This is a genomic window from Granulicella tundricola MP5ACTX9, assembly GCF_000178975.2.
GTDB classification, from domain to species: Bacteria; Acidobacteriota; Terriglobia; order Terriglobales; family Acidobacteriaceae; genus Edaphobacter; species Edaphobacter tundricola.
The window spans coordinates 1,513,622-1,538,690 of the sequence record NC_015064.1; the positions used below are offsets into that span (position 1 = coordinate 1,513,622).

General features: G+C 63.0%; 26 protein-coding genes. 11 read left to right on the plus strand and 15 right to left on the minus strand.

Annotated elements, in window-relative coordinates; translation table 11 throughout:
- Positions 1–49: 49 nt before the first annotated feature.
- Positions 50–634, minus strand: coding sequence for a shikimate kinase (locus tag ACIX9_RS06440; protein ID WP_013579673.1), 585 nt, complete (start codon positions 632–634; stop codon positions 50–52).
- A 230-nt stretch (positions 635–864) separates the two neighbouring features.
- Between ACIX9_RS06440 and ACIX9_RS06445 the strand changes: the two genes are divergently transcribed.
- From ACIX9_RS06445 to ACIX9_RS06455, 3 genes are all read left to right on the plus strand, one after another.
- Positions 865–1,212: a hypothetical protein gene (locus ACIX9_RS06445; protein ID WP_332308628.1), complete on the plus strand. Its 348-nt coding sequence runs from the start codon at positions 865–867 to the stop codon at positions 1,210–1,212.
- Between the two features lie 163 nt (positions 1,213–1,375).
- Complete coding sequence (locus ACIX9_RS06450) at positions 1,376–2,128, plus strand: DUF1223 domain-containing protein (protein ID WP_013579675.1); 753 nt, start codon at positions 1,376–1,378, stop codon at positions 2,126–2,128.
- Positions 2,129–2,160: 32 nt separating this feature from the next.
- Positions 2,161–3,975, plus strand: a complete 1,815-nt coding sequence (locus ACIX9_RS06455; RefSeq protein WP_013579676.1) for an ABC-F family ATP-binding cassette domain-containing protein — start codon at positions 2,161–2,163, stop codon at positions 3,973–3,975.
- Positions 3,976–4,000: 25 nt separating this feature from the next.
- Here the strand turns inward: ACIX9_RS06455 and ACIX9_RS06460 are convergent, their stop codons facing one another.
- Together ACIX9_RS06460 and ACIX9_RS06465 are read right to left on the minus strand one after the other, a co-directional pair.
- Complete coding sequence (locus tag ACIX9_RS06460) at positions 4,001–4,519, minus strand: PIN domain-containing protein (protein ID WP_198152165.1); 519 nt, start codon at positions 4,517–4,519, stop codon at positions 4,001–4,003.
- Positions 4,507–4,758: a hypothetical protein gene (locus tag ACIX9_RS06465; protein WP_041596971.1), complete on the minus strand. Its 252-nt coding sequence runs from the start codon at positions 4,756–4,758 to the stop codon at positions 4,507–4,509. The genes ACIX9_RS06460 and ACIX9_RS06465 overlap by 13 nt, the downstream gene beginning before the upstream one ends.
- A gap of 65 nt (positions 4,759–4,823) precedes the next feature.
- Between ACIX9_RS06465 and ACIX9_RS06470 the strand changes: the two genes are divergently transcribed.
- Positions 4,824–6,101, plus strand: a complete 1,278-nt coding sequence (locus ACIX9_RS06470) for a metal-dependent hydrolase family protein (RefSeq protein WP_041597491.1) — start codon at positions 4,824–4,826, stop codon at positions 6,099–6,101.
- Positions 6,102–6,144: 43 nt separating this feature from the next.
- On the opposite strand, the gene ACIX9_RS06475 is transcribed toward ACIX9_RS06470, so the two are convergent.
- The 7 genes from ACIX9_RS06475 to ACIX9_RS06505 all read right to left on the minus strand — a co-directional run bounded on the left by ACIX9_RS06475 (position 6,145) and on the right by ACIX9_RS06505 (position 12,108).
- Positions 6,145–6,645, minus strand: a complete 501-nt coding sequence (locus tag ACIX9_RS06475) for a DinB family protein (RefSeq protein WP_013579679.1) — start codon at positions 6,643–6,645, stop codon at positions 6,145–6,147.
- A gap of 91 nt (positions 6,646–6,736) precedes the next feature.
- Positions 6,737–7,513 carry an enoyl-ACP reductase FabI gene (locus tag ACIX9_RS06480; protein WP_013579680.1) on the minus strand — a complete coding sequence of 259 codons (777 nt, stop codon included), beginning with the start codon at positions 7,511–7,513 and terminating at the stop codon, positions 6,737–6,739.
- Between the two features lie 58 nt (positions 7,514–7,571).
- Positions 7,572–7,949 carry an EVE domain-containing protein gene (locus ACIX9_RS06485; RefSeq protein ID WP_013579681.1) on the minus strand — a complete coding sequence of 126 codons (378 nt, stop codon included), beginning with the start codon at positions 7,947–7,949 and terminating at the stop codon, positions 7,572–7,574.
- A gap of 57 nt (positions 7,950–8,006) precedes the next feature.
- Positions 8,007–8,822, minus strand: coding sequence for a glutamate racemase (gene murI, locus ACIX9_RS06490; RefSeq protein WP_013579682.1), 816 nt, complete (start codon positions 8,820–8,822; stop codon positions 8,007–8,009).
- Positions 8,822–9,511 (minus strand): GerMN domain-containing protein, encoded by a 690-nt coding sequence (locus ACIX9_RS06495; RefSeq protein ID WP_013579683.1) that lies wholly within the window; start codon positions 9,509–9,511, stop codon positions 8,822–8,824. Before ACIX9_RS06495 ends, murI begins: the two co-directional genes overlap by 1 nt.
- The gene (locus ACIX9_RS06500) at positions 9,508–10,527 is read right to left on the minus strand and encodes an N-acetylmuramoyl-L-alanine amidase family protein (RefSeq protein ID WP_013579684.1); all 1,020 of its coding nucleotides are present in this window, start codon (positions 10,525–10,527) and stop codon (positions 9,508–9,510) included. The genes ACIX9_RS06495 and ACIX9_RS06500 overlap by 4 nt, the downstream gene beginning before the upstream one ends.
- A 186-nt stretch (positions 10,528–10,713) precedes the next feature.
- Positions 10,714–12,108, minus strand: a complete 1,395-nt coding sequence (locus ACIX9_RS06505; RefSeq protein ID WP_013579685.1) for a DUF1015 domain-containing protein — start codon at positions 12,106–12,108, stop codon at positions 10,714–10,716.
- Positions 12,109–12,216: 108 nt separating this feature from the next.
- Between ACIX9_RS06505 and ACIX9_RS06510 the strand changes: the two genes are divergently transcribed.
- The gene (locus ACIX9_RS06510) at positions 12,217–13,836 is read left to right on the plus strand and encodes an ArnT family glycosyltransferase (protein ID WP_157477351.1); all 1,620 of its coding nucleotides are present in this window, start codon (positions 12,217–12,219) and stop codon (positions 13,834–13,836) included.
- On the opposite strand, the gene ACIX9_RS06515 is transcribed toward ACIX9_RS06510, so the two are convergent.
- Positions 13,825–15,336: a hypothetical protein gene (locus ACIX9_RS06515; RefSeq protein ID WP_013579687.1), complete on the minus strand. Its 1,512-nt coding sequence runs from the start codon at positions 15,334–15,336 to the stop codon at positions 13,825–13,827. The two genes, ACIX9_RS06510 and ACIX9_RS06515, sit on opposite strands and share 12 nt — an antisense overlap.
- Positions 15,337–15,493: 157 nt before the next feature.
- Between ACIX9_RS06515 and ACIX9_RS06520 the strand changes: the two genes are divergently transcribed.
- Complete coding sequence (locus tag ACIX9_RS06520) at positions 15,494–16,537, plus strand: VWA domain-containing protein (protein WP_013579688.1); 1,044 nt, start codon at positions 15,494–15,496, stop codon at positions 16,535–16,537.
- A complete protein-coding gene (locus ACIX9_RS06525) occupies positions 16,521–17,642 on the plus strand; it encodes a VWA domain-containing protein (protein WP_013579689.1) in 1,122 nt (373 codons plus the stop codon). Before ACIX9_RS06520 ends, ACIX9_RS06525 begins: the two co-directional genes overlap by 17 nt.
- A gap of 2 nt (positions 17,643–17,644) precedes the next feature.
- Here ACIX9_RS06525 and ACIX9_RS06530 read toward each other — a convergent pair whose 3' ends face one another.
- Together ACIX9_RS06530 and hrpB are read right to left on the minus strand one after the other, a co-directional pair.
- A complete protein-coding gene (locus ACIX9_RS06530) occupies positions 17,645–18,418 on the minus strand; it encodes an N-acetylmuramidase domain-containing protein (RefSeq protein ID WP_041596973.1) in 774 nt (257 codons plus the stop codon).
- 192 nt (positions 18,419–18,610) lie between these two features.
- Positions 18,611–20,947: an ATP-dependent helicase HrpB gene (hrpB, locus tag ACIX9_RS06535; protein WP_013579691.1), complete on the minus strand. Its 2,337-nt coding sequence runs from the start codon at positions 20,945–20,947 to the stop codon at positions 18,611–18,613.
- Between the two features lie 125 nt (positions 20,948–21,072).
- On the opposite strand from hrpB, the gene ACIX9_RS06540 reads away from it, so the two are divergent.
- Positions 21,073–21,828, plus strand: a complete 756-nt coding sequence (locus ACIX9_RS06540; RefSeq protein WP_013579692.1) for an SDR family oxidoreductase — start codon at positions 21,073–21,075, stop codon at positions 21,826–21,828.
- A gap of 77 nt (positions 21,829–21,905) precedes the next feature.
- On the opposite strand, the gene ACIX9_RS06545 is transcribed toward ACIX9_RS06540, so the two are convergent.
- Positions 21,906–22,532 (minus strand): hypothetical protein, encoded by a 627-nt coding sequence (locus ACIX9_RS06545; protein ID WP_198152166.1) that lies wholly within the window; start codon positions 22,530–22,532, stop codon positions 21,906–21,908.
- Positions 22,533–22,787: 255 nt separating this feature from the next.
- Between ACIX9_RS06545 and ACIX9_RS06550 the strand changes: the two genes are divergently transcribed.
- Positions 22,788–23,765 carry a glycosyltransferase family 2 protein gene (locus tag ACIX9_RS06550; RefSeq protein WP_013579694.1) on the plus strand — a complete coding sequence of 326 codons (978 nt, stop codon included), beginning with the start codon at positions 22,788–22,790 and terminating at the stop codon, positions 23,763–23,765.
- Between the two features lie 30 nt (positions 23,766–23,795).
- On the opposite strand, the gene ACIX9_RS06555 is transcribed toward ACIX9_RS06550, so the two are convergent.
- Positions 23,796–24,275: a DUF6036 family nucleotidyltransferase gene (locus tag ACIX9_RS06555; RefSeq protein ID WP_408609722.1), complete on the minus strand. Its 480-nt coding sequence runs from the start codon at positions 24,273–24,275 to the stop codon at positions 23,796–23,798.
- Here ACIX9_RS06555 and ACIX9_RS25650 point away from each other — a divergent pair.
- Positions 24,256–24,462, plus strand: coding sequence for a hypothetical protein (locus tag ACIX9_RS25650; RefSeq protein ID WP_157477355.1), 207 nt, complete (start codon positions 24,256–24,258; stop codon positions 24,460–24,462). The two genes, ACIX9_RS06555 and ACIX9_RS25650, sit on opposite strands and share 20 nt — an antisense overlap.
- Before the next feature lie 62 nt (positions 24,463–24,524).
- The gene (locus ACIX9_RS06560) at positions 24,525–25,067 is read left to right on the plus strand and encodes a GNAT family N-acetyltransferase (RefSeq protein ID WP_013579696.1); all 543 of its coding nucleotides are present in this window, start codon (positions 24,525–24,527) and stop codon (positions 25,065–25,067) included.
- The last annotated feature ends 2 nt before the right edge of the window (positions 25,068–25,069 follow it).

A 25,069-nucleotide genomic window follows, 5' to 3' on the forward strand; every position in this document is an offset into this window, starting at 1 on the left:
GGATGCGCGAATTGGGGAAAGCAACGGCTTCGTTATTCAGTTCTCAGGATCAGTTCTCAGTTGTCAGTGACGATAGGAGTTGATCGACGGCCTGCTGGGTGGTGAGGTCGGCGGTGGAGAGGGTGAGGCGGGCGAGGCGGCGGTAGATGGGCTGGCGGGTGAGGAAGCGGGCTTCGGCCTGCTCGGGTGAGGCGAGGAGGGGGCGGATGTGGTCTGGCGAGGCGAAGGACTGGAGCATGCAGCGGTCGAAGAGGACGGGGAACGGCGCGTCCAGGAAGATGATGTGGGTGTTGGGCGTCTGCTCCAGCAGGAGGCGGTTGGTGAGCTGCTCCGGTGCGCCGCCGCCGAGGGCGATGACGGTGTGGGTGTGCGAGAGGGCGTTGGCAAGGGCGGAGGATTCGATGCGGCGGAAACGGGCTTCGCCATCACGCGCGAAGAGCTCGGGGATGGTGGCGTTGGCGCGGGTTTCGAGGTGCTCGTCCAGATCCAGGAAGGCCCAGCCGAGCTGCTCCGCCAGCAGACGGCCTACGGAGGTCTTACCCGCGCCCATGAAGCCGGTGAGGATGATGCGTTGCAAGGTTGCGGGGACGGCTGCGGGGGTGAAGGTGGTCTGGGCGGGTTTGGTGGCGGTCATGACGTTCTCCGTTGGATTTTGTTGTTCAGGGCAGACAAAAGCCGCAACCTGGGAGGGTTGCGGCTTGGAGGATTTGGTGAAGTCTCTTGTGTGTTCTAAGAGATGCACTCAGTTCCGACCAAAGCCGCAGGATGCCACCAATAGCCACGGTAGCTAAAGGAGCAGACGGTAAAGGTCGGGATGGAGCACATGTTCATTCTGAAGATGAGAGTACGCCGGAAGGGGTTGAGTTGCAAGAAGTTTTAGAATGGGCGGGTGAGGTTTGGGATATGGGGTTGAGCGATCAGGTGTTTGAGGTGATGTGTCCGGAGTGCGGGACGATGATGACGATCGATCCGGTGACGCGGTCGATTGTGGGTCACAAGGCTCCGCCGAAGAAGAGGATGTTCGAGGACTTTGGCGAGGCGGCGAAGGCTGCGAGGGATGCGGATGCACGGCGGGATTCCATCTTTGCCCAGAGCGTGGAGGCGCAGAAGAACAAGGACGACGTGCTGGCGAAGAAGTTTGCGGAGGCGGTGAAGAAGGCCAAGGAAAGCCCGTTGACGGAGCGGCCGCTGCGGGACTTCGACCTGGATTAGCTCCTGCGTCTGATTGAGGCGATCAAGAGCAAGGCGTGACGAGGATAAGAACGATCAAAGCGGGATAAGAGAGGAGCCCTGGATGTATCGGGCTTCTCTTTTCTGTCTTGGGTTTGGCTCGCCTTTGCTCTGGGATTGGAGTCTTGCTAGGTGAGGTGTTGCGATGAAGCAAGTGGCGATCTGGCTGGCGGCGGTTTCAATCAGTGGTGCGGCATGGGGGCAGATGACGCCAGCGATCAGGCCGAATGCGGTGCTGGTGGAGCTGTTTACCTCTGAGGGCTGTTCAAGCTGTCCACCTGCGGATGCGGTGCTGGCGAAGCTGAATGCCACGCGCGGCGCAGGAGAGGATGGGCCGCTGATCGTTGGCTTGAGCGAGCATGTGACGTACTGGAATCGGCTGGGGTGGGCTGATCCGTTCTCGCAGGAGCTGTTTACGAGCCGCCAGAACGGCTACGGCAGCCGGATGCGGCTGGACAGCGTGTATACGCCGCAGGTGGTCGTGGACGGGACGCGGGAGTTGGTGGGCAGCGATGAGGCGGGTATTCTGCGCGCTGTCCAGGCCTCCGGCAAGGCGGGTGGAGTGGGTTTGAAGATCGCCTCGGCTGTGGCGGGACACGACGGCGTGAAGGTGAGCTTTGAGGTGACCGGCGCGGTGCCGAAGGGCGCGGAGGTGTACGCGGTGGTAGCGCAGGATATGGCTTCGACGAAGGTGCAGCGGGGGGAGAATGCTGGGCGGACGTTGAAGCATGTGTCGATTGCGCGGAATCTGGTGCGGGTGGGGGCGCTGGACAGGGCTGGAAGCCGTGAGGTGGAGCTGCCGCTGCCGGAGATGGTGGAGGGCGGACGTCACCTGGTGCTGTTCGTGCAGGAGGCTGGACTGGGGCGGGTGCTCGCGGTGGAGGAGCATGCGCTTTAGGGCTTTGCGGGCGTGGGTTGGTAGACTGGATTATGCCTCCTATTTTGAACGCCCAGGGAGTTTCGAAACGCTTTGGGGCTGTACCGCTTTTTGAAGAGATATCGTTTCCTGTTTCAGAGGGCGATCGGATTGGACTGATCGGGCCGAACGGCGCGGGCAAGTCCACCTTACTGAAGGTTCTGGCAGGCGAAGAAGACCCTGACACGGGCGACGTGGCGACGCGCAAGCGTGCGCGCATCGGGTACATCCGCCAGGAGTCCACGTTTGCCGATAGGCTGACGGTTCGCGATGTGCTGGAGAAGGCTGTCGAAGCCGCCGGCGTGCCGGAGGCCGAGCGTGAAGGCCGGCTGCAGGAGACCAGCGGCCGTACCGGCTTCCCGGATATGACGGCTGAGGCTGCACGGCTGAGCGGAGGCTGGCGCAAGCGGCTTGCGATCGCCGAGGCGATTGTCAGCGGGCCGGATGTGCTGCTGCTCGACGAGCCGACGAACCATCTGGATCTCGCCGGCATCGCGTGGCTGGAGGAGACGCTGAAGTCGGCTCCGTTTGCATGCGTGCTGGTCAGCCATGACCGTTATTTTCTGGAGAATGTGGCGACGGAGATCGTCGAACTGAACAAGGTCTATGCCGACGGGCTGCTGCGCGTGAAGGGGACCTATACGCAGTTCCTGGAGGGCAAGGAGCAGTATCTTGAGGCGCAAAGCAAGCTGCAGGATGCGCTGAAGAATCGCGTGAAGATCGAGACGGAGTGGCTGCGCCGTGGGCCGAAGGCTCGGACGACGAAGTCGAAGGCACGGATCGATAGCGCGCAGGATCTGATCGGACAGTTGAAGGAGGTCAATCAGCGTGTGCAGACCTCGACTGCTGGGATTGATTTTTCTGCGACCGACCGTCAGACGAAGCGGCTGGTTGAGTTTGAAGGCGTGAGCTGCACGCTTGGCGAAGGTGCCAACGCGCGGAAGATCGTAGAGAACCTGGACTTCCTGATTACGAGCGGTATGCGTGTGGGCCTGGTAGGGCCGAATGGCAGCGGCAAGACGACGCTGCTGCGGTTGCTGCGGGAGGAGATCAAGCCGGATACGGGTGAGATCAAGAAGGCTGCGTTCCTGAAGGTCGTTTACTTCTCGCAGACGCGTGAGCTGGATGAATCGGTGACGCTGCGGCGTGCACTGGCGCCGGACTCTGACTCCGTCGTCTATCAGGGCCGGGTGGTGCATGTGGCCTCTTATGCGACGAAGTTTCTGTTCACCTCTGAGCAGTTGAACCAGCCTGTGGAGCGGTTGAGCGGAGGCGAGCGTGCGCGTGTGTTGATCGCGAAGCTGATGCTGGAGCCCGCGGATCTGTTGCTGCTGGATGAGCCTACGAACGACCTGGACATTGCCACGCTGGAGATCCTTGAGGAGAGCCTGCTGGAGTACACGGGCGCGCTGGTGCTGGTGACGCACGACCGCTTCATGCTGGATCGTGTGTCGACCGTGGTGCTGGGGCTCGATGGCAAGGGCGGCGCGGAACGCTTCGGCGACTACTCTCAGTGGGAGCAGTGGAAGGGCGTGAAGATCGAGGAAGCGATCGTGCCCGGAAGCTCCGCGTCTGCTGCCGGCGGGGGCAACGACAAGGGCGGGAAGAAGAAGCTCTCTTATCTTGAAGCTCGCGAGTATGCGGGGATCGAGGCGCTTGTCGATAAGGCTGAGGAGCGCTTGAATGCGGCGCGGGATGTGTTGGATGACCCGAGCGTCGCAACCAACGCCGAGGCGCTGACCAAGGCGCTGCATGAGATGGAGCAGGCGCAGACGGAGGCCGATGGGCTCTATCAGCGTTGGGCAGAGTTAACGGAGAAGGCTGGGTAAGCGAGATTGCGAGTGGGTGTGCATTTTAATTCATGAGCCAAATCTCTTGACGGAGATGGTTGATGTTAAGCGCCTCCCGGCCAAGCTCATTGAGATGAAAGATGAGCCGGGCATCGTCGGTGACGATCAGGTAATCATTCGCGTAGGCTGCGAGTGCCATATCCGTAAGTCCCAGGAATGGGAAGCTCGCATCTTTTCCAAGTTCAAAGCTGTCAACCTGGAGTTCTGTAAAGGTGTCGAGAGAGTCAATCAAACCACGAAGGCATTCAACCTCTTGTGCTCGGGCCAAGTAGCCGATCCAGTTGCTCACTTCGGCCAATACATATGGCGTGGTAACTTTCTGCCTGAAGAGCGAAATGAGATTGCCGAGGAGTTGATAGTCCTCTATTGAATAAGTGGCGACTCGATCGAAGCTCTCGCGGCTCAAGATATCGGGATCGTATTTGCCAATCGCGTAAAGGAGGAGAAGATTGGTGTCGATCAAGACTCCACGCCCCGCGAAACGCTCGATCAGCGTGGTCGTGTAGGAACTCACGCCTTCCAAACTCGCAAGGCTAATGCTTCGCCAGAGTCGCGTTCGATTTCAACCTGTTTGAAGGTCCTTGAGGGACCGCCCATGATAGTCAAAAGTGTTGGATTGTCGGCACCCTCCGTGAAGGAGACCACTACATTCCAGACCGGTCCTTTAGCCGCCACCTCTTCCAGACGTATGTTCCTCGATTCCGGGAACAAATCTTTGACAAAGTCAGCCGCCGACGCAACAGCCTGTTTCATGCTAGCCATGGCAACATTCTATTCCGGAATGAGTGAAGTGATGCAAGGTGGCGGTGGGGTATGCTGCTTTCATCATGAAAATTCTTGCGGGCGTTTTGGCGTTGGCGGCGGTGTCGGCTTTGGGGCAGGGGAAATCCGATGAGCCGGTGATGGTGCTGAAGGCGGCACGGATGCTGGATGTGCGGGCGGGGCGGGTAGTCTCGCCCGGGATGGTGGTCGTGCAGGGGGAGCGGATCACGGCTATTGGTGGCGCCGCTCCGGCTGGAGCGAAGGTGATCGACCTTGGCGATGTGACGTTGATGCCGGGTCTGATCGATGCGCATGTGCACCTGTTTCTGCATGTGGGTGCGGAGGATCTGCAGACGGTGGAGGAGAGTGTGCCGGAGCGGGTGCTCATCGCGGCGGATGCAGCCAAAGCGGACGTGATGGCGGGCTTTACGGCTGAGCGAGATATGGGGTCGGAGGGTGCAGGCTGCGCAGATGTGGCGGTACGCAATGCGATCAACAAGGGATTGATCCCGGGGCCGCGCATGCGGATGAGTTGCAACGCAATCGACCTGACCGGAGGCCATGAGGATGCGAACCGTTTCAACCCGGCGCAGCATGTGCTTTCAAACGCAGACTATGCGGATTCAGCGGACGAGATCGTCAAGGTGATGCGGCAGCAGCGGAAGGAAGGCGCGGACTTCACGAAGATCTATGAGACCGGCCGCGACAGCTACGTGGGTGGAGTGTTTACGACGCCGTACCAGTACTCGGTGGAGGAGTTGAAGGCGGCGGTTGCGGAGGCTGCCCGGTTCGGCACGGGCGCGGGGCACGGCGTGGCGGTTCATGCGACGGGTGAGCCGGGGACCGGGTACGCGGTTGAGGCTGGAGTGGAATCGGTCGATCACGCGGACAACCTGAGCGCCGCCACGATGAAGATGATGAAGGCGAAGGGGATTCCTGCCGTGCCGACGTTTGCAATCTCCGAGTACTTTGCGGAACAGACCACTGCTCCGGCGGCCAAGGCCAGGAGGCAGGATGCGAATGCGTTTCATGTGGCCGAGTTTAGGAAGCAGCTTGCGGCTGGTGTGCCAATGGCTGTGGGGAGTGACGTGGGACCGTTTCCGCATGGCACGCAGGCCAGGGAGCTGGAACTGATGGTGCAGAACGGAATGTCTGCGCCGGATGTGCTCCGCGCCGACCTGCTCAATGGGGCGAAGCTCCTGGGTTGGGAAGGGAAGATCGGCGAACTGAAGGCGGGGTACTACGCTGATGTGATCGCGGTGGAGGGCGATCCGGTGAAGGACATCTCAGCGGTCACGAAGGTCAAGTTTGTGATGAAGGATGGGGTGGTGGTGCGGCAGTAAACCCATGTCCCAGAAGCGGGACATGGGGCACCCTGATCGGTGGCTATTTGGAGTCGGCCGTGGGGCCGAAGGTCGCGGGGACGGGCTGCTCGAGGAGGCGGAGGTAGACGCCTAGCTGTGCGCGGTGGTGGATCATGTGGTTCAGCGCGTTGTTGCGGTAGGCCGTGTAGCGCGTGTTCGAGAAGACAGGCGCGCCCTGGCGGGTGAGGGTGAAGGTCTCGTCGAAGGCCTCGTCCGTGGTCTGCTTGAGCGCTTCAATGGCCTTGGGCACTAGCCCATCGAACTCTGCGAGCAGTGCATCGCTTGTCTCCATGCGGAGGATCTTGCGTGGGTCCTGCGGGGTGGCCATGTCGATGCCGGGCAGGGTGAGGATGAGGGCGATGTTCTGGGCGAACTCGGCGGTGTGGCCGGCGAGACGGTTGAGCAGCATGGACTTCTCATGCGGCTTGAAGTCGTTATGTCCGTCAGGAACGGCTTCCAGAACCTTGCGGGTCTTGGCGAGTTCGGCTTCGAGTTCTGGGAGGAGGCGTTCGGCTAGGGTCATGAAATTCCTCTTCAAAGGCAAAGGCAAAAGCGTCCTGACGCCGGACGGGCGGTGCTTCGCACGGTTTTGGACGCTTCGCGTTTTAAGTGATCTAGAGGCCTGTGGTGTTGTAGCCGCAATCGACGAACATGATCTCGCCCGTAATGCCGCTGGCCAGCGGGCTGCACAGGAACGCGGCGGTATTGCCGACCTCCAGCGCATCCACATTGCGGTGCAGCGGCGCACGCTCTTCCACCGCGTTGAGGATCTTCGAGAAGTCCCCGATGCCACGTGCGGCAAGCGTCTTGATGGGCCCGGCGGAGATGGCATTGACGCGGATCTTCTGCGCGCCCAGGTCGGAAGCGAGATAGCGCACCGCAGCCTCCAGCGCAGCCTTGGCGACGCCCATGATGTTGTAGTTGGGGAAGACCTTATCCGCGCCGTAGTAGGTGAGGGTGAGGATGGCTCCGCCGTCCGTCATAAGAGGCGCGGCGGCGCGGGTCAGCGCGATAAGCGAGTAAGCGCTGACGTCGTGGGCGACGCGGAAGTCCTCGCGCGTGGTCTGGACGACGGTGTTCTTGATGTTGGGCGCGAAGCCGATGGAGTGGACGAGGATGTCGAGCTTGCCATAAGCATCCTTGAGCTGCGCGAAGACAGTGTCGATCTGCTCGTCGGAGGAGACGTCGCAGGCAAAGGTGCGTGCGGCGGTTCCGTTGATGGCGCCCAGCTCGGCCGCGAGAGCTTCAGCGTCCTTCTGGAGGCGCTCGCTCTGGTAACAGATGGCGAGCGTGGCGCCCGCTTCCGAAAGCTTCTGGCAGATGGCCCAGGCGATGCTGCGCTTGTTGGCAAGGCCGAAGACGACGGCGATTTTGCCCTTGAGATCGATCATGATGCGTGTGCTCCTGTGAGTTCGTGGGTAAGGATAGCAGTTTGGCCGGACGCAGGCGTCAGGCGACGAGCCAGTCGTACTGCTCGTCCGTGATGGGGACGACGGAGAGGCGGAACTGGCGGAACAGGATGGAGTCTGTGAAGACGGCGGCAGCGCGGATCTGGTCCAGCGGCTTCTCGTTCTTCAGCCGCTTGCCGGGAGCGATGCGCACCTGCGGATTCTTCGGATCGGTCGCGTCGACGGAGACCACCTTGGCCGTGCCGATGGCGGCCTTGCCGATGTTCGAGTGGTAGATGACGAGCTTCTCACCCTTTTTCATGTTGCGCAGGTAGAGCAGCGCCTGGTTGTTGGCGATGCCGTCCCAGACGGTCTCCTTGTCGCGGAGCAGGTCGTCGTAGGAGTACTTGTTGGGCTCGGTCTTGAGGAGGAAAGGCATAAGGGCAGTGTAAGGCAGTATGGGGCGGTGGTGAGGCAGTGATGGTGCAGTAAGTGCTTAGCCGCCCAGGTCTATGAGGTGAACTTCAGGTAAAGGCTGGCCCAGAAAGCTGGTGCCCAGGCGCTGGAACTTCTCGATGGAATCGGTCGCGTAGAAGGTGCAGGTTGCGTGGGCGGACTGTGCGGACGCCGGGATCAGGGCGGCTGCGGCGTGGGCGGTTGCGGTGGCGGAATCGATGATCTTCAGCGGGTGATTCAGGGCGGTGAGGGTGCGCTCGATCATCGGGCGGAGCAGGGGGTAGTGCGTGCAGCCGAGGAGCAGCGTCGTCGCATTGGGGGCTTCTTCCAAGGCCTCCGTGAGGTAAATGCGCAGGACTTCGGCGGTGACGGGATGATCGATCCAGCCTTCTTCGACGAGTGGAACGAGCAGCGGACAGGCCTTCTCGTAGGCGGTTAAGCCAAGGGCTGTGCAGGCTCTGGTGTAGGCCCCGGATTGAACAGTGGCGGTGGTAGCAAGGACCAGCACGTTCGTGTCGGCATTCGCGCTGGCGGCGGCAGCGGTGCCGGGGGCAATGACGCCGACGACCGGGATGGGCAACGCCTGCTTCAGGTCATCAAGCGCAAGCGCCGTCGCGGTATTGCAGGCCACGACCAGCATCTCGATGCCCTGCTCCAGCAGAAAGGCGGCGCTTGAAAGCGCGTAGCGGGCGATGGTTTGCTGGGACTTGGCTCCGTATGGCAGGCGTGCGGTATCGCCCAGGTAGAGGTAGCGTGCGCCGGGGATCAGCGGCAGCAGCGCGCGTAGAACCGTAAGGCCGCCGAAGCCCGAGTCGAAGACGCCAATGGTGGGACCGTTTGGATTCGCGAGGGACATTATTCGGGGTTGCCGTCCGCGGCCAGGGGGTGAATGGCGGTGGCGGGGTCGGTGGTGGGGTAAGGGCGGGTCAGGTCGGCGTGGCCTGCGAGCGTGTCGCGTGAGACGCCGGCTACGAGGAACCGAACCTCCGCGACCTCTGGGAAGTTGGCGTGGAGCGTGGTCATGATGGCGCGGAGGGTAAGGTCTTCAGACTGGATGCTGGAAGGATGCGCGTCGGCGAAGGCCTGGGTGAAGTCGACCACGGCCAGCACGCTCCCGGCGTAGTGGGTGGTGCCGTAGGGGGAGGTCGAGGCGTGAGCCTGCTGGCCGGTATCGGCGGGATTGTTGATGGGCAGCCGGAGGAAGAAGACGCCGGCGATGGCGGGGCCGGGGGGCAGGGGGTGCGTAGACGCCGGGAGCGCCGCGTCGGCCAGCAGGCGATCCAGCAGGATGCGGGCGCGGACGGAGGGTTCCTGCGGAAGCGGCAGGGTGATGGCGTCGAGCGTGACCGTGCTGTCGGAATCGTTGGCCGTGGCAATCTGGGCCGACTCTTCGGGCGCGTCGACCGGCGCGGCGATGGGGCTGGCGTCGCGTTGCGCGATGACGCGGTCACGGCTGCGGATACAGCCATGGATCAGCAGCAGCGCCATCAGCAGGATGCCGCCCAGCAGGGTCCAGTAGACGATGCGCTGATATTTGGGGATCACTGGGGGACTCCTGGCGCTGGAGCTGCCGGGCGCTTGGTGGTGGGTGCAACGATCTGGGGAATCTTGGGCAGTGGAGCGATCTGGCCGGGGATCAGGTGGCCTGGCGTAACGACGGGCTTGGCTGGTTTGGGCTTGGCTGCGGGCTTTGCGGGCTCTGGTTTGGCTGGGTTGAGCGCGGCGGCGGCACGTGCGGCCTCAGCGGCCTCCGCCTGCAGGATGGCCTCAGCGTCGGTGCGCCAGTTGCCCAGACCTTCCGCGATCGCTGCGGCGACCTTCTGCTGGTACGCCTGATCCTGCACCGGCGTGGTTTTGCCGCCCTTTTCAGCCAGCGGCGCGATCTCCAGCGTCACGGCCGGGCAGCTCATCGAATCGATGGGCTTGACGGAGACGCGGCCGGTGACCAGGGGGATGGACTGGGCGGTGAGGGTTTCGGCCAGGCGGCCGGAGAGGGTGGTGGAGTGGGCGAGAGCCGGGGCCTGGGCGGTGTCCCACAGGAGCACCTGGCGAGGCTCAGCCTGGGTGTTGGGTGCCGTCAAGGCGGAGAGGAAGAGGTGGACGCCGTGGCCGGCGGGAGTGGTGTGAATGAGGAGGCAGGCCCCGGGGTGGAGGCGGTTGGCCTGCTCGGCGCGCTGGTCCGGGGTGAGTTGGGGCGGGGGTGGCGGAGGCGGAGTGGGGTTATCGGGATCGGCGGGCGGCGCTGCTGCGGGGGCCGGTGCGTCGGCCTCACGGGTGAGCTGGACGGTGAAGCCCTTGGCCTGCAGCAGGCCGCGCAGGCGCTGGGCGAAGGCCAGGTTGAGGTCCTTCTCCTTCAGGTTGGGGCCAAGCGTCGCGCCGCTATCCTGGTTGCCGTGCGCCGGGTCGAGCAGGATCAGGGTGGGGTTGAAGGAGGGCTGGTAGGGCTTCGCGGCTCGCTTGTGGGGCTTAGGTGTTGGCGTGGCTGCGGGTGCATCTGTTTGGGCGCTCGCCTGGACGGACGAGGCGGCGAGCAGCAGCACGGCGATGCGGAAGGGGATCACAGGAGGCTCTGGTGATTGTAAGGGAAGGGATTTGTAGACTTGACCCCTCCCCCGGTAAAAGTATGCAAAGTCTTCAAAATAATTGGGTTAGGTCTGGACTTCGTGTTCCGGGCCAATCATGACCCACTGGACGAAATGAGGCTCCCACGCATTTACGATGGGCCGTGAATGCGTGGAATTATCGGCCTAGTCGAGCGCGTAGATGGCGAGGCCGCTCAGCAGTTTCGGGTAGAAGTCGGTGGACTTCTGCGGCATCACGTCGTTGGACAGTGAGATGTCGCGGAGCTGGGTGAGGGTGACGGGCTTGATGAGGAAGGCCACGTCTGCCTCGCCCTTGTGGACCTGCTCGACGGCTTCCTTGGCATCGCGGAGGTAGCGGATGTTCTCGACCGCCGCAATGGACTCGTGGGAGAGGCCGATGAGGCGTTCAAGGACAAGGGTGTGGAGTTGGACGACGTCCAACTGTGCCTGGCGGGCGCTGATGCCTTGCAGGGCTTCTGCGATAGCCTCAGGCTTCGCGGTCAGGAGGTGGATGCCGTCGCGCGTGACGACTACGAACGCGGTCTTGTCCGTGGCGGAGAGTTCTTCTAGGTTCGGTTCCATGAGCGGGGTGATCTCGAAGTACGCCGCAGCCTTCGCGAGGAAGTCCGCCGTGATGAAGTCGCCCAGGTTGAAGAGGACGCGGTGGGTGGGGAGGATGGTAATGCCGGGCGCTTCCATGTTGACGAAGGTCATCATCATGGCGGCCTCCGGGAAGGTCGGTTTGGGCAGGAACGAGTGGCCTTCGTCGACGCGAGCTGAGGGCGATTCCTCGGACTCACGATCGTCCTCGTCGGACTTCGGCTGGTTCAGCCCCAGCTGCTCGGCGCGCTCGTGCATGTAGGTGACGCTGGTCTCGTAGCGATGGTGCCCGTCCGCGATGATCAGCTTCTTATCCGCCATGGCCCCGACGATGAGGTTGATGAGGTGTGGATCGGTCAGCTTCCAGACGCGGTGGACGACGTTGTACTCGTCGGTGATCTGGAGGTCGGCTGCTGCGCCGCGGTCGAAGATAAGCTTCTCAGCGGTAAAGGCGGGGTCGCTGTAGAGCATGTAGATCTGCTCACAGTAGGCACGGGTGGACTTGAAGAGCGCCAGCCGGTCCGACTTGTGCTTGGGGAAGGTCTGCTCGTGCCGGTAGACGACCTGGTCGGCGTAGTCGTAGAGATGGCCGAGACCGATGAAACCGCGACGTTCGCGCACCTCATCCGTATTGGGCACGGTGTAGGTCTGGGAGTAGCCGTAGAGCGCTGGCTCGCCCTCTTCCTTGAGGATGCCCTTCTTACGCCAGGACTTCAGGCTCTCGGCGGCGCGGGTGTAGACGCTCTGCTGCGGCGTGTCGATGGAGCCGGCGGCGTAGGGATCGGTGTCATCCGGCTCTTTCTTGCCCAGGATGACGCGGATCAGGTTGTACTTGGACCGGTCGTAGTAGGCCTGCTGCATTGCGGGCGTGATCTTGTCGTAGGGCTGGGTGACGACGTCTTCCATCTGGACCTTGGTGGTGTCGTAACGGAGGGCGCGGAAGGGGTAGATCTTTGCCATGTCTGTGTCGTTTCTCCAGCTTCGATTGTACGGGGGCGGGTGTTACTGGGGTGTTGGCTATACTTTGAGGTGCCGGGCCTACCTTTACGACCGGCGAGGTGGGCTGCTTTGACGTGGTTCAGAATGCGTGCGGGAGCGGCGCTGGGTGCGGTGAGCGCGTTCTTTGAGCGGCATGCGTGGTTGGCCGCGGTCCTGCTGGTGCTGGTGTATCTGCCGGCAGCGTTCGACGCCTCCCGCCATGCGCCCATGTGGCATGACGAGCTCTTCACCTACTACATCGCGCAGGCTCCAACGCTCCAGCAGATGTGGTTCGACCTGCGCACGCTCGACCTGAATCCTCCGCTGGTGTACCTGCTGAGCCGATGGTCGTTTGCACTGTTCGGGGTGAATACGCTGGCGGTGCGGCTGCCGGAGATTGCGGGCTTCCTGGTGTGGATGCTCTGCACGTTTCGGTTCGTGCAGCGGCGGATGGGCGTGATGTTCGGCGTATTTGCAGCGATGCTGCTGCTGGAGAGCGATCTGTTCCAGTTTGCGGTGGTGGCGCGACCGTACACGCTGATGCTGGGGTTTGTGGCGCTGGCCATGGTGGGGTATCAGGAGGCGACCGATGGCAGGCGGCGGCTGGGGCTCGGTCTGCTGCTGGCGGGGTGCGTGGGGATGCTGCTGAGCCATATCTTTGCGTTGCTGGCGATGGCGGGGCTGATCCTGGCAGAGCTTTGGAGCCGCAGGCAGCGGGGCAAAACGGACTGGGCGGTGCTGGCCGCGCTGGTAACGCCGCTGGCGGTGACGGCGATCTACGTGCCCATGCTGCGGAATCACGGGCAGGCCATCTTTCCGGCCGCGTTTCAGCCGGATGGCGAGGCCATCTTCAACTTCTACATCGCGTCCGTGAACCGGGAGCTTGTGGCGCTGGCGCTGACCGCGTTGGCGGTGTTGGTCGTGCTGGGAGTGAGGCATCTGCGCGGCGGCCCGCAGGAGCGGGGGGCGGCGTGGTTCTTCACCGGGGCCGAGTGGTTGACGGTGATCTGGATGATGACTGCTCCGCTGCTCCTGATTCTGGATCTGATGGCCTCGCATGGTGCATTTTTTCCGCGATACGGTGCGATTGCGACGCTGGGCGTGGTGATCCTGACAACGGCGCTGCTTGGCCGCTGGACGATCTCCGGGGGGCGGCTGGACGAGCGAGTGGGGCTGCTGGGAGCAGGGATCGTGCTGCTGATGTCCGGGCTTTGGCTGGTGGTGCCGCAGCAGATTGCCGCCGGAGAGCTGATCCCGACGGTCGCGAACTCGGAGCCCAGGGTGAAGCCCTGCGAGGCTTGCCGGATCACGGCTGCAATGGATGCCTCATTGCCTCTGGTGGACGCCAGCGGCCTGACGTTCATGGAGATGAACCATCATGAGAACGCGCAGATGCTGGATCGGCTCTACTACCTGACGGACAAGGCCGGAAGCACGCAATTCGCGCACGCGAATATTTTCGAGCAGATGCAGTCCGTGGCGGAGCGCTTCCATCTGCGCGGGCACGTTGCGGGGTACGGGGACTTCGTGCGGGAGCATCCCAGATTCTTCGTCTTGGGCCGGTACGACTACCCGGAGGACTGGCTGCTGCGGAAGCTGACGGCGGATGGGGCGGAGATCAGGGTGGTGGCGCGGACCAGCGATTCGTATCGCGACACGGAGCTCTACGAGGTCACGGTCAAGCCGGGACGGGCGCATTCAGGGCAGTAGAGCGTAGGCGTCGTAAGGGCCGGAGCTGCGTAGGAAGCGGTAGTGGCTCCAGATGGCGTTGAAGGCGGGGTCCTGCTGAAAGAAGGCGAGCAGGTTGTCGTGACGGTCTTCGAGCTCCTGGCATCGGACGGCGGGGTCCTGGCAGCGGGCTACGAGGACCAGCTTCGGTTGCCAGTGGGTGAGGTCTTCGACCATCCAGCGGTGTTGCTGGGCGATGAGCTCGGCGCGGCGCAGCGGGGTGAGTTTGGTGCCGCGAAGGATCGCCGGGAGCGTCCAGAGGTTGTTGGTGCGCTGAGACCACATGAGGCGATAGCGGTAGACGGGCATGATGGCGTCGTCAACCGAGGTGGTGAGGGTGGCGATGGGGGTGCCTGGGGGTAGGCTGGCGAAGAACGTTGGGTCCGGGGTGTCTATGGCGTAGGTGCGGTCTTCCGTGAATGGGCGCAGGCTGAAGGGGTAGCCCGAGAAGTGGATGGTGAGGGTCAGGGCTAACACGCCGAGGGCGGCGGTCGCGTAGGGGAACCACGCGGGCGTCGGGATGGGGTGGGCATCGGTGAGGACGACGAGTTCAAGCGCGAGGGCACAACCGAAGAACGCGATGCCCGGGAGCTGCTGGTAGTACCAGCCCGTGGCCTGGAGGTAATAGGCAAGGGTGGCAGCGGTTCCGGCGACGAGGAACAGGGTGATGGTGGGGCGGAGGGTGGTTGCCGGCGCTGATTGAAGGCGCGGGCGGAAAAAGAGTGCCAAGGCGATCAGGGCCAGGACGTGAAGCTGGAGGGATTCAAGGAAGAGCTGAAAGAGCGTCAGGTGGGCGATGGCCCAGTAGGTCGAAAGCAGGGTGGGCAGGGTGAGGGTGAAGAAGAGCGGCGTGAGGTGGTGGACGGCAAGCAGGAACGCCGCGCCGGCGAGGAGGATGACGGCGGAGTCGACACGAGGGCGGCGTCTACGAATCAGGACAGTGATTTCAACGGCGACGAGGACGAGCGCTTGCTGGGGTTTGAGGCAGGCTCCAATCGCAGCCAGCAGCGCCAACGGTGGCGAGGACTCAGACGCCGCGGCCAGCACATAAGGCAGGCAGAGCAGAACAGCGAGCTGATCGCGCTGGCCGAGATCCCGCGCCGGGACGATGGCGAAGAGGGTGACGAAGGCAAAGGCCAGGAACGCTTTTTGTGACGGGCTGAGGGTGACGCGGAGGCTCAGGATTCGCCAGGAAAGCGTGGCGATCCCAGCTTCGAGCAGCACAGCCAGGAGCTTGGCGGCGAAGGGGATGCCGAGGTGCAGGCGCTCGGCCATCGCGACCGGGATGGCCGAGAGCCAGACGACGGCGGGAGTGTTGGAGTCGAAGATCTCCGGCCCATACAGCGTTGCGCCGTGCAGCCAGCGCTGGGCCATCAGCAGGAACCAGAGCTGGTCATGCCCGGCGGCGGGGATCAGCGCCAGCAGCGCGGCCATGCCGAGAGCGGTAACGGTCAGGATCTGGAGGGTGCGGAGGCTTTTCACGGAGAATTTTGATCGATAGAAGGAAAACGTTGATCAGGCTGGAACGGAAGTTGTCCTGTGTTTGTCATGAAGTGTTCGAAAACAGCGTCTTAGGTGTAATCTGCGGGCGTGGATTGCTGCCTGCAAACGACTGAGCTGCGCGGGCATAGGGCCTATTATGCGGGATCGGGAACGGTGGAAGAACGGGTTGGGCCGGATGCTGGGGGTGCTCGCGCTTGCGCTGGCGTGTGGACCTCTGGGCCGGGGACAAGAAAATCCGCTGGATAAGGTGGAGACGTCGATTCCCAAGCCGCCCGCAGCCAAGGCTCCGGCTGCGCCGGAAGATAAGTTGCCGGAGGCCACCGTGGCCAGGCCCAGGAACGGTGCGAGGCTGCGGCTGGAGGCCAACCTGGTGCTGGTGCCCATGACGGTGACCACGACCGATACCAATCGTCTGGTGACCGGGCTGGAGGCGACTAACTTCGAGGTCTTCGACAACAACACAGGGCAGGTGATCAAGACGTTCTCCACCCAGGACGCGCCGGTAACGATCGGCATCGTCTTCGACCTCAGCGGCAGCATGACCTCAAAGTTTGGGCGGGCGCGCAAGGCGCTGAGCGAGTTTCTGCGGACGTCCAACCCGGCGGACGAGTTTTTTGTAGTCGGTTTCAATGACAAGCCAGCCGTCATCGTGGATTACACATCAGACGTGGAGGATGTGGAGGCCAGGATGGTGATGCTGAAGCCGGAGAACCGCACGGCTCTGATCGACGCGGTCTACCTGGGCGTCAACAAGCTCAAGGAGGCCAAGTACGACCGCAAGGCGCTGCTCATCGTCTCCGACGGCGGCGACAATCGCAGCCGCTACACGGAAGGCGAACTCCGCCGCGTGGTGCGGGAGAGCGACGTCCAGATCTACTCCATCGGCATCTACGACGCCTATGCGCCGACCGAGGAGGAGCAACTTGGGCCGGTGCTGCTGAAGGACATCTCCGAGATGACCGGCGGGCGCATGTTTCCGGTGACCGACATTGCGGACATGGCGGATATCGCCAGCAGAATCAGTGCGGAGTTGCGCAACGAGTATGTCATTGGTTACCGTCCAACTGAAGTGAAGAAAGACGGCAACTGGCGTAAATTGAAGGTACGGTTGGTGCCTCCGCCAGGCTTGCCGGCTATGGATGTTCACTATCGCCAGGGGTACTATGCAGCTTCGCAGTAACTTTGCAGCACTTTGCGTCATGGGATTGATGGTGGGCGGCGCGATGGGTGCGGAGGCCCAGACCGCTCCGGCTGTCCCTGCTCAGACGCCGATCCCGGCCCAGACTCCAAGCCAGGTTCCGACCACCGCCCCTCTAAACGTGGATCGCGACCCCGTGCCGTCCCCCGATCCAGACCCCGCGCCCGGCGTAACCGCGGCCGCACCCACCCAGGGCCCGCAGGTGGAAAAAGGCCAGGGTGGACGCTACACCTTGAAACAGGATGCCTTTGAGGTCGTACTGAATGCGTCCGTCATCGATGGCAGCGGCCAGACCATCCAGACACTGCAGCAGGACGCCTTCCACGTTTATGAAGACGGTGTCCCGCAGACCATCAACAGCTTCAAGCACCAGGACCTGCCGGTCTCGATCGGCCTCCTGATCGATAGCTCCGGCTCCATGTACGACAAGCGCAACGCGGTGGACAAAGCCTCGATCGACCTGGTGAAGCTCTCGAACCCCATGGACGAAGAGTTCCTGGTCGACTTCAGCACCGAGGCCTTCATCGACACGGACTTCACCACCAGCGTCGACAAGCTCTCGCAGGGCCTGAGCTACATCAAATCCAGCGGAGGCACCGCGGCGTACGACGCACTGGTCGCCTCAGCCGACTACCTAACCAAGAACGCCAAGAACACCAAACAGGTGCTGATCATCATCACGGACGGTGAGGACAATGCTTCGAGCGCGACGCTCGAGCAGTCCATCCGCCGCATCCAGGATCTCGACGGGCCGGTGATCTACTGCGTGGGTCTGCTCTTCGGTGAGGATACGGATCGGCGCGAGTCCCGCCACGCGCGCAAGGTGCTGGAGAGCCTGGCGGCTGAGACCGGCGGCCAGGCCTATTTCCCGAAGTCGCTCAAGGAAGTGGACGGCATTGCGGCGGAGGTTGCAGCGGATATCCGGACCCAGTACACCATCGCCTACCGCTCCACCAATCCGCCCAGCAAGGGCGGCTACCGGCAGGTGCATGTGGAGGCCAAGTCCAAGGGCTTCGGACGCCTGCAGGTTCGCACGCGCAACGGATACTATCCACGGACAACGACAGGCGCAGTGGCTGCCAAGTAAACCTACACCGGCAGCAGCGCGGCCATGGTTGGATCGTCTGCCTCGCCCGATTGGGAGAGGTTCTGAGCTGTCTGAAACTCAATCAGGGCGGATCGCGTTCCCGGTCCCATCGAGCCGTCAATCCCATGCGGGTCCAGGTTGTTGAAGGTGAGATACACCTGCGCGGAGCGGACGTGAAGATCCGGTGAAGCCCCCGCATTGATCTTCTGGTAGAAGCCGTTCAACTGCACGTCATAGTGGTTGATGACGTAGTTTGCGCCGTTGTATCCGCGTGCAAACGACTGCCAGTCGTGCACGGCAAGAAAGCGGTTGAGCTTGTTGCCCAGGATGAAGCCGCCCACGGCTGCGAGCTGCGCATCCTCTGAATCGCACATGTCCGCGACCATCGTCTCCACGTCCGGAAAGCCCGCCACCGCAAAGTTCGCGCCCATCACCTGCCCGATGCCCCAAGACGCGCTCATCAGCGCCGCATGGCGGTTCAGCGCGACGGCCTCGGCCAGCCGAACGTACTGATTCGCACCACCCATGCCGTAGCCGCCGGGCGTCGGCGAGCTGATGCCGGGGTGGCTCGCGTCGTACGCGCCCTGGGTCAGGCGGGAGAAGAAATGGCGCTCGAACAGGATCTGCGGACGGCGATCCTGGAGGAAGCCCGCACCGTGCGTTTCGACCGAGACGACGGTCTGGATCTCGGCGCTTCCCACGCCAAGCTTCTGCGCGACATCAGCCAGTCCGTCGGCGCTCAACGCAAGGCTTTTTCCAACAAAATCAGGCATCATCTTCTCCAGGCAAGGTAGGGAATCAGGGGTGGGACAGGCGTAAGTGCTGCCATAAAAGACAGCGGACGCAACAGTGTAAGCGAGGTGGACGGGCCCGGGTCGATCGATGAAAAGCTACTTGAATCGGTAGCGCTAAACTAGTGAACCACAAGTGCTCTGTCAATTGGAAAAGACAAGCGCCGGGGCCGAGAGTTACTCCGGGCGTTCCGGCCATGCGTGCCTCGGATACCGCCTCATCAGCTCACGCCGCACCTGCGGATAGAGCCGCGTCCAGAAGCCTTCGAGGTCGGTGGTCGTCTGCACGGCGCGGTGGTTGGGCGCAAGCAGATGCACCACCACCGGCGTGCGTCCGGGGCCGATACGCGGCGTCTCCGTCATGCCAAAAAAATCCTGCAGGCGCGACGCGATCCAGGGCGGCTTGCCGGTCTCGTAGTGGACCTTGGTCTGCCGGCCGCTGGGCAGCTTGACGCTGGTAGGCGCGGCCTCGCGCAGCTTGCTCTGGCCGGCAGCCTGTTCGAGCATCGCCAGCAAATCAGCCGATGAGTTCTTCAGCTCCGCAAAGCTGCGCTTGCCAAAGCATAGATCGTTGAGGACCGCTGAAAGATCAGGCGGGGTGATGCCTGCAACCTCGATGCGGGCGTTCAGATCCGCAAGCGCAGCCTCCTCGACGAAGCGCGTGACTCCGACCTCCAGCATCTTCTCCGCAAGCAACGCCGCCGCAGCCTCCGGGGCTGGCATACTGTCGCGCGACTCCTGCACGATCAGCTCTTCGTAGAGCAGCGTTTCAACCGCCTCGACCCGCTCGGCCGTGCGATGCCAGCTCAAACTGGAGACCTCGCGCATGCGTTCAGGGAAGAGGTCGATGAGCCACTCCGGCTCGATGCGCGCGGTCATACGGATCAGCGGCAGCGGCTTCTCGGTGCGGTCCTCCACCTCCAGCGCGACCATGAACTCATAAGGCGGCGGCTCGCCGTCCAGCTCCGCCGAACCGCCGGAAGACAGCAGCACCTGGCTCCCCGCACGCAGCCGAGCCACACGATCCGGATGGCCGCTGAGGACTGAAAGCAGCAGCGCGTCGTCATCGTCTCTGCCCTCCTTCGCATGGGCAATCCTGCCGAGCTGCTTCTGCAGTTGCAGCGTCCGCCCATCATGCTCGGCCTCCAACGCCGTCAACAGATCATGCTGCGGGCTGCGTTCGCCGGAGCTCAACATCGCCGCCGCCAGGCATCCCTGCGCGCCCACGCCGCGCGCCTGAGACTCAACCACCAGCCGCGCCAGCCGAGGCGGCAGGGGATAGCGCGACATCTTCTCCGCCATCGCGCCCACCGCCCCGAGGCCATCCAGCAGCTTCTCCGCACGCTCCACCGCCGGGGGTGGCGGCGCGTCGAGCCAGTCGATTTCATCGAAGCCCGCAAGCCCCATGACCCGCAGCGCCAGGCATAACTGCGCAAGGTCGCTCCGGACGATCTCCGGCGCGTCATGATCCGCACGTTGCCGGTAGTCCTCCTCGGAGTAGAGCCGCAGCACGCGTCCAGGGCCGGTACGTCCTGCGCGTCCCGCCCGCTGCCGCGCCGAGGCCTTGCTGACCCGGCTAACGGCCAGCGTCGGCAGCCCTGTCCACGGCGAATACGACGCCACCCGCGCCAGCCCGCTATCGATCACCGCCGACACGCCGTCGATCGTCACCGAGCTCTCCGCAACATTCGTCGCCAGAATCAGCTTGCGTTCAGCCGAAGGCGAGACCACACGATCCTGCTCTGCGGGCGTGAGGTCACCATGCAGTTGCAGCACGATCATCCCGGCCTTCCGCGCCACCGTCTCACACTCCCGCATAGCCTTGCGAATCTCCGCCGCGCCCGGCAAAAACACCAGAATGTGCCCGGATGATTCATCCTTCGTCAGCAGTTCAACCCCATGCCTGACCTGCGCGGCCAGCGTCAGTGGAGAGTACGGCATATGCCGCACCGCAAGCTCAAACAGCCGTCCCTCAGACCGCAGCATCGGGCAGCCGCCCAGGTACTCCGAGACCGCCGCAGCCTCCAGCGTCGCCGACATCACCACGATCCGCAGCTCAGGCCGCGAGACCTGCAATCGCTTCAGCAACGCCAGCGCCAGGTCGCCATCGAGATGCCGTTCATGGAACTCGTCCAGCACCACCGCATCCACGCCCTTCAGCGTGGGGTCGCCGATCAACCGCCGCGTCAGAATACCTTCGGTCACAAAGCGCAGCCGCGTGCGTGGGCCGCTGACCTCCTCAAACCGCACCTGGTACCCGACCGTCCCACCCACCTCTTCACCCAGCTCCGCAGCCACCCGCCGCGCCGCCAGCCGAGCCGCAATCCGCCTCGGCTCCAGCACCAGGATCTCGCCCTGCACCAGCCCCAGCAGCGCCGGCGGCACGCGCGTCGTCTTACCCGCGCCGGGTGCGGCCTCGATCACAAGGTTGGGAGTGCGCGCCAGCGAAGACAGAATCGCAGGTAGAATCTCGTCGATGGGAAGTGCGAAAGGTACAGCAGCTTTTTGAGTCACCGGCTTCCATCGGAACACGCCCGCCGGGCAGGGTCAATGCGCGTGGACGGCAGGGAAGCCGCCGAATCTTTGAATCGACCAGCACCCCAGATGTGTCTATGAACATGCAGCAGAAGGAGAGTTTCATGGCAGAGCAGCAGGCAGAACAGAAGAAGGTCGCGCTCATCTCGGGCGCGAACCGTGGCATTGGCTTTGAGACCGCGCGTCAGCTCGGACAGCAAGGCGTCAGCGTCGTGCTCGGCGCACGCACCCTCCAGGCCGCGGAGTATGCCGCCGGCATCCTCAAGGGTGAAGGCATCGATGCCTATGGCGTCAAGCTGGACGTCACCGACGTGGAAGACCGCCGCAACGCAGCCGCATACATCCTCAAGCACTTCAGCAAGCTCGACATCCTGATCAACAACGCCGGCATCGGCGCGGAGGGCGGCATGTTCAACGCCGCCAAGCCCAGCACCACCTCACCGCAGGAGCTTGAGGGGATCTTCGCGACGAACGTCTTCGCCGTCGTCTATCTCACCAATGAGCTGCTCCCGCTGATCCGCAAGAGCGACGCCGGCCGCATTGTCAACCTGTCCAGCATCCTCGGGTCGCTGACCCTGCACGCGGACCCCAAGAGCCCCATCGCAGGCATCAAGCTGCTGGCGTACGACGCGTCCAAGTCCGCACTGAACGCCTACACCATCCACCTGGCGGCAGAGCTCAAGGACACTCCCATCAAGGTCAACTCCGCCCACCCCGGCTGGGTCAAGACGGAGATGGGCACGGACGCCGCACCCATGGAGATCGTGGACGGTGCCAAGACCAGCGTCACCCTTGCACTGCTGGGACCGGACGGCCCCACCGGCCGCTTCATCCACATGGGCGACGAGCTCCCCTGGTAGCCTGCCCCCGCAACCCAAACAAAAAAAGCCACCCCGCAAAGGGTGGCTTTTCTCATGCTGTGAAGCCGTGCAACGATCTAGCCGCGTCCGCAGCCATGCGTAAAGACCAGCGGCTTGCGCCACTCCTCCAACGTCGCATAGGCCACGCAGCTCGCACCCGTCTCCGTGTTCAATCGCCAGGTCAGGTTGCCTTCGCGATACCACTGATACTCGCCCCGTCCGGCAAACGCCGCGCCGTTGGGAGGGATGGGCTGCAGCGTGTCCCGCCCAAAGTCGGGCCGGTCGGAACGCCGGCCGGGGTCGTCGAAGCGGCGCTGCTGGTCGTCAAAGCGGTGGTCATTTGCGTGATCGAAGCCACGATCGTCCGCACGGTCGTGCCCGCGATCGTCCGCATAGCCGCCGTCACGCTCCGGGATGCGGAAGCGCTGGTTCGGATCGTTATCCGGCACCGGCTGGCCGCCACCGTCATCAAACCGCCGCCCGTTTTCGCCGTTATGCCGATCCTGCTCCGTGCCCCTGAAGTCGAACTTATGTTCGCTTTGGCCGTCGGCGGTTTCGCCCGCGTTCTCACGCTTGAAGGCGCTCTCCTGCTCGGGCGAAAGGCAGCCCGTGCAACTGACGTTGCCGTCGTCCATACGCTGGCGATGCTCGTAGTTCTTCCACGCGTAGTAGCAGCTCACCACCAGAATTACGATCAAGATCAAAACCAGAATCCGTCGAGCCATCCAATTCCTCCAAAGGCGATTCAGCAAAGGCAATCTAACCAGGGCAGCGGCACAGGCGTAACGATCCGCCCAGGCTGCCCCAATGCAAGTGCAAATGTTTTCCCTGCTATGCTCCCACACTAACCCAGCGCACGCCACAAGCGGAATGTCTTTTCGCTAATCTTTTTCATTTGCCCCCGCCCGGAACACCTTTCTCGCTGTCCTCCGCCCGGCCCGGACGAGTATGATTAGAGGGTGCCGAAATACTCCATCGTCGTCCCGTTTCACAACGAAGAGGAGAACGTCACCACGCTTTATGACCGCCTCAAAGCCGTCATGGAGCAGTTGAATGAGAGCTTTGAGCTCGTCTTTGTAGACGACGGCTCGCTCGACCGCACCTACCGCCTGCTGGAAGAGATCGCCGCCGTCGACTCCCGCGTCCTGGTCGTCAAACTCCGCCGCAACTTCGGCCAGACCAGCGCCCTCGCCGCCGGATTCGATCATGCCCAGGGCGACTTCATCCTGGCCATGGACGGCGACCTCCAGCACGAGCCAACCGAGATCCCGCAGTTCCTCGCCAAGCTGGAAGAGGGCTACGATGTCGTCAGCGGCTGGCGCTCGGAGCGCGGAGACAATATGTTTCTGCGGCGCATCCCCTCCGGCATCGCCAACCGCCTCATGGCCGCGCTCTCCGGCGTCGATATCCACGACTTCGGCACTACCTTCAAGGCCTACCGCCGCGAGGTCATCCAGAACATCCCCCTCTACGGCGAGATGCACCGCTTCATCCCCGCGCTGGCAAGCTGGTACGGCGCCAGCATCTGCGAAGTCCCCATCTCGAACCCCGCGCGCGTCGCAGGCAAGAGCCACTACGGCCTCTCCCGCACCTTCCGCGTCTTCTTCGATCTCCTGACCATCCGCTTCCTGCTCAAGTACATGACGCGCCCGCTGCACTTCTTCGGCACCATCGGCGCGGCCGGCATCCTCAGCGGCGGCGTGATCAGCGTCTGGCTGATGGCCCTGAAGCTCCTCACCCACACCGCCGTCCACGACGATCACGCCCCCTACTTCACCATCGCCAGCGTACTGATCCTGGGCGGAATCCAGATGCTCGGCATCGGCCTCCTGGGCGAGCTCCAGGTCCGCCACTTCCACACCGCCGAACACCGCGCCCCGTACGCGGTCGACCGCATCCTGCGCCTCCGCAGCAACGAAGAATCCCTCCTCCACTAAAAATGACTGATGGCTGGGAACAGTAAGACTTCATTGTTCCTTCTTGAGGGCCTGTTGTGCCTCAAGAATGTCTTCTACATCAGCCAGATCACGCAGACGCCCCACGGTCCGTTTGTTCTTGACCAGGTCCACCGCAGAGATGACAGGAACAGTCAGGCTTCCGTTGACAACCGCGTACACCCTGCGTTCATAGCATTCATCAAATTCCACACCGCTGATGGCCTGCAGAACATCAGCACGATGAGGGGGCTGCCCCATCTGAAAGAACGATTTTCCGTCATTGAAATCAGCCGCTGTTAAACCTGCTAGCGGCGCCCCAAACGACGCGAGCGCACGAAAGACAGCCTCGCTGTTTTGCTCGTCCTGGCGAATGAAGACGTCAAGATCCTTCGTCGCCCGTGGTTCTGAGTGCACACCAACCGCATAGCCACCGATGACGAGATACTTAACGTCCTGACCGTTCAAAGCGGACAAGAGTTCGAGGTGATCCTTGCTCAGTTCCACCGGCATCTCCCTTGAAGGCATATCCATCGCGAGTCGCGTCCCAGACCGCCGCCAGACGCTCCCCGGCGGGAAGACTCTGCCAGTAGCGGAAGTTCTCAGCCCGCTGCTCCGCCACATCGGTGACTCTGCGGATAGTCTTGTCCATAGCTATATTCTACCGCCCTGGGGCTTCATCCGCGCCCACCGGCATTGAACTTCGTGTTTGAATCCAATGAACCGAACGTGACTCCAGCTGTGAAGTTTTGGAGGTTGTCCGTGCCGATCCACATCAGGCCGCTCCGCACCGATGAGATCCCCCAGATCACCGCGCTCATCCGCGCCTCCGTCCGTGGCCTGCAGGCCGGCGACTACGACGAAGCCCAACGCGAAGCCGCCATCGCCACGGTCTTCACCGTAGACACCCGCCTCGTCGCCGACGGAGGCTACTTCGCCGCCGAGACAGAAGACGGCATCCTCATCGGCTGCGGAGGCTGGAGCGCCCGCAAGACCCTCTACGGAGGCGATCATCAGCTTGAAGATAAGGCCCCGGACTGGCTCGATCCCGCAGTGGACGCCGCCAAGATCCGAGCCATCTTCGTCCACCCCGACTGGGCTCGCCAAGGTATCGGAGCCATGCTCCTTCACGCAGCAGAACAAGCCGCCCATACCGCCGGCTTCCGCCGCTACGAGATGGGGAGCACCCTCACCGGCGTCAGTCTCTACAAGCGTTCAGGCTACCGCGAACTCGAACGCATCCAGGTCCCCGTAGCCGACGGACAGACCATAGAAATCGTCCGCATGACCAAAGACGCACATTGACT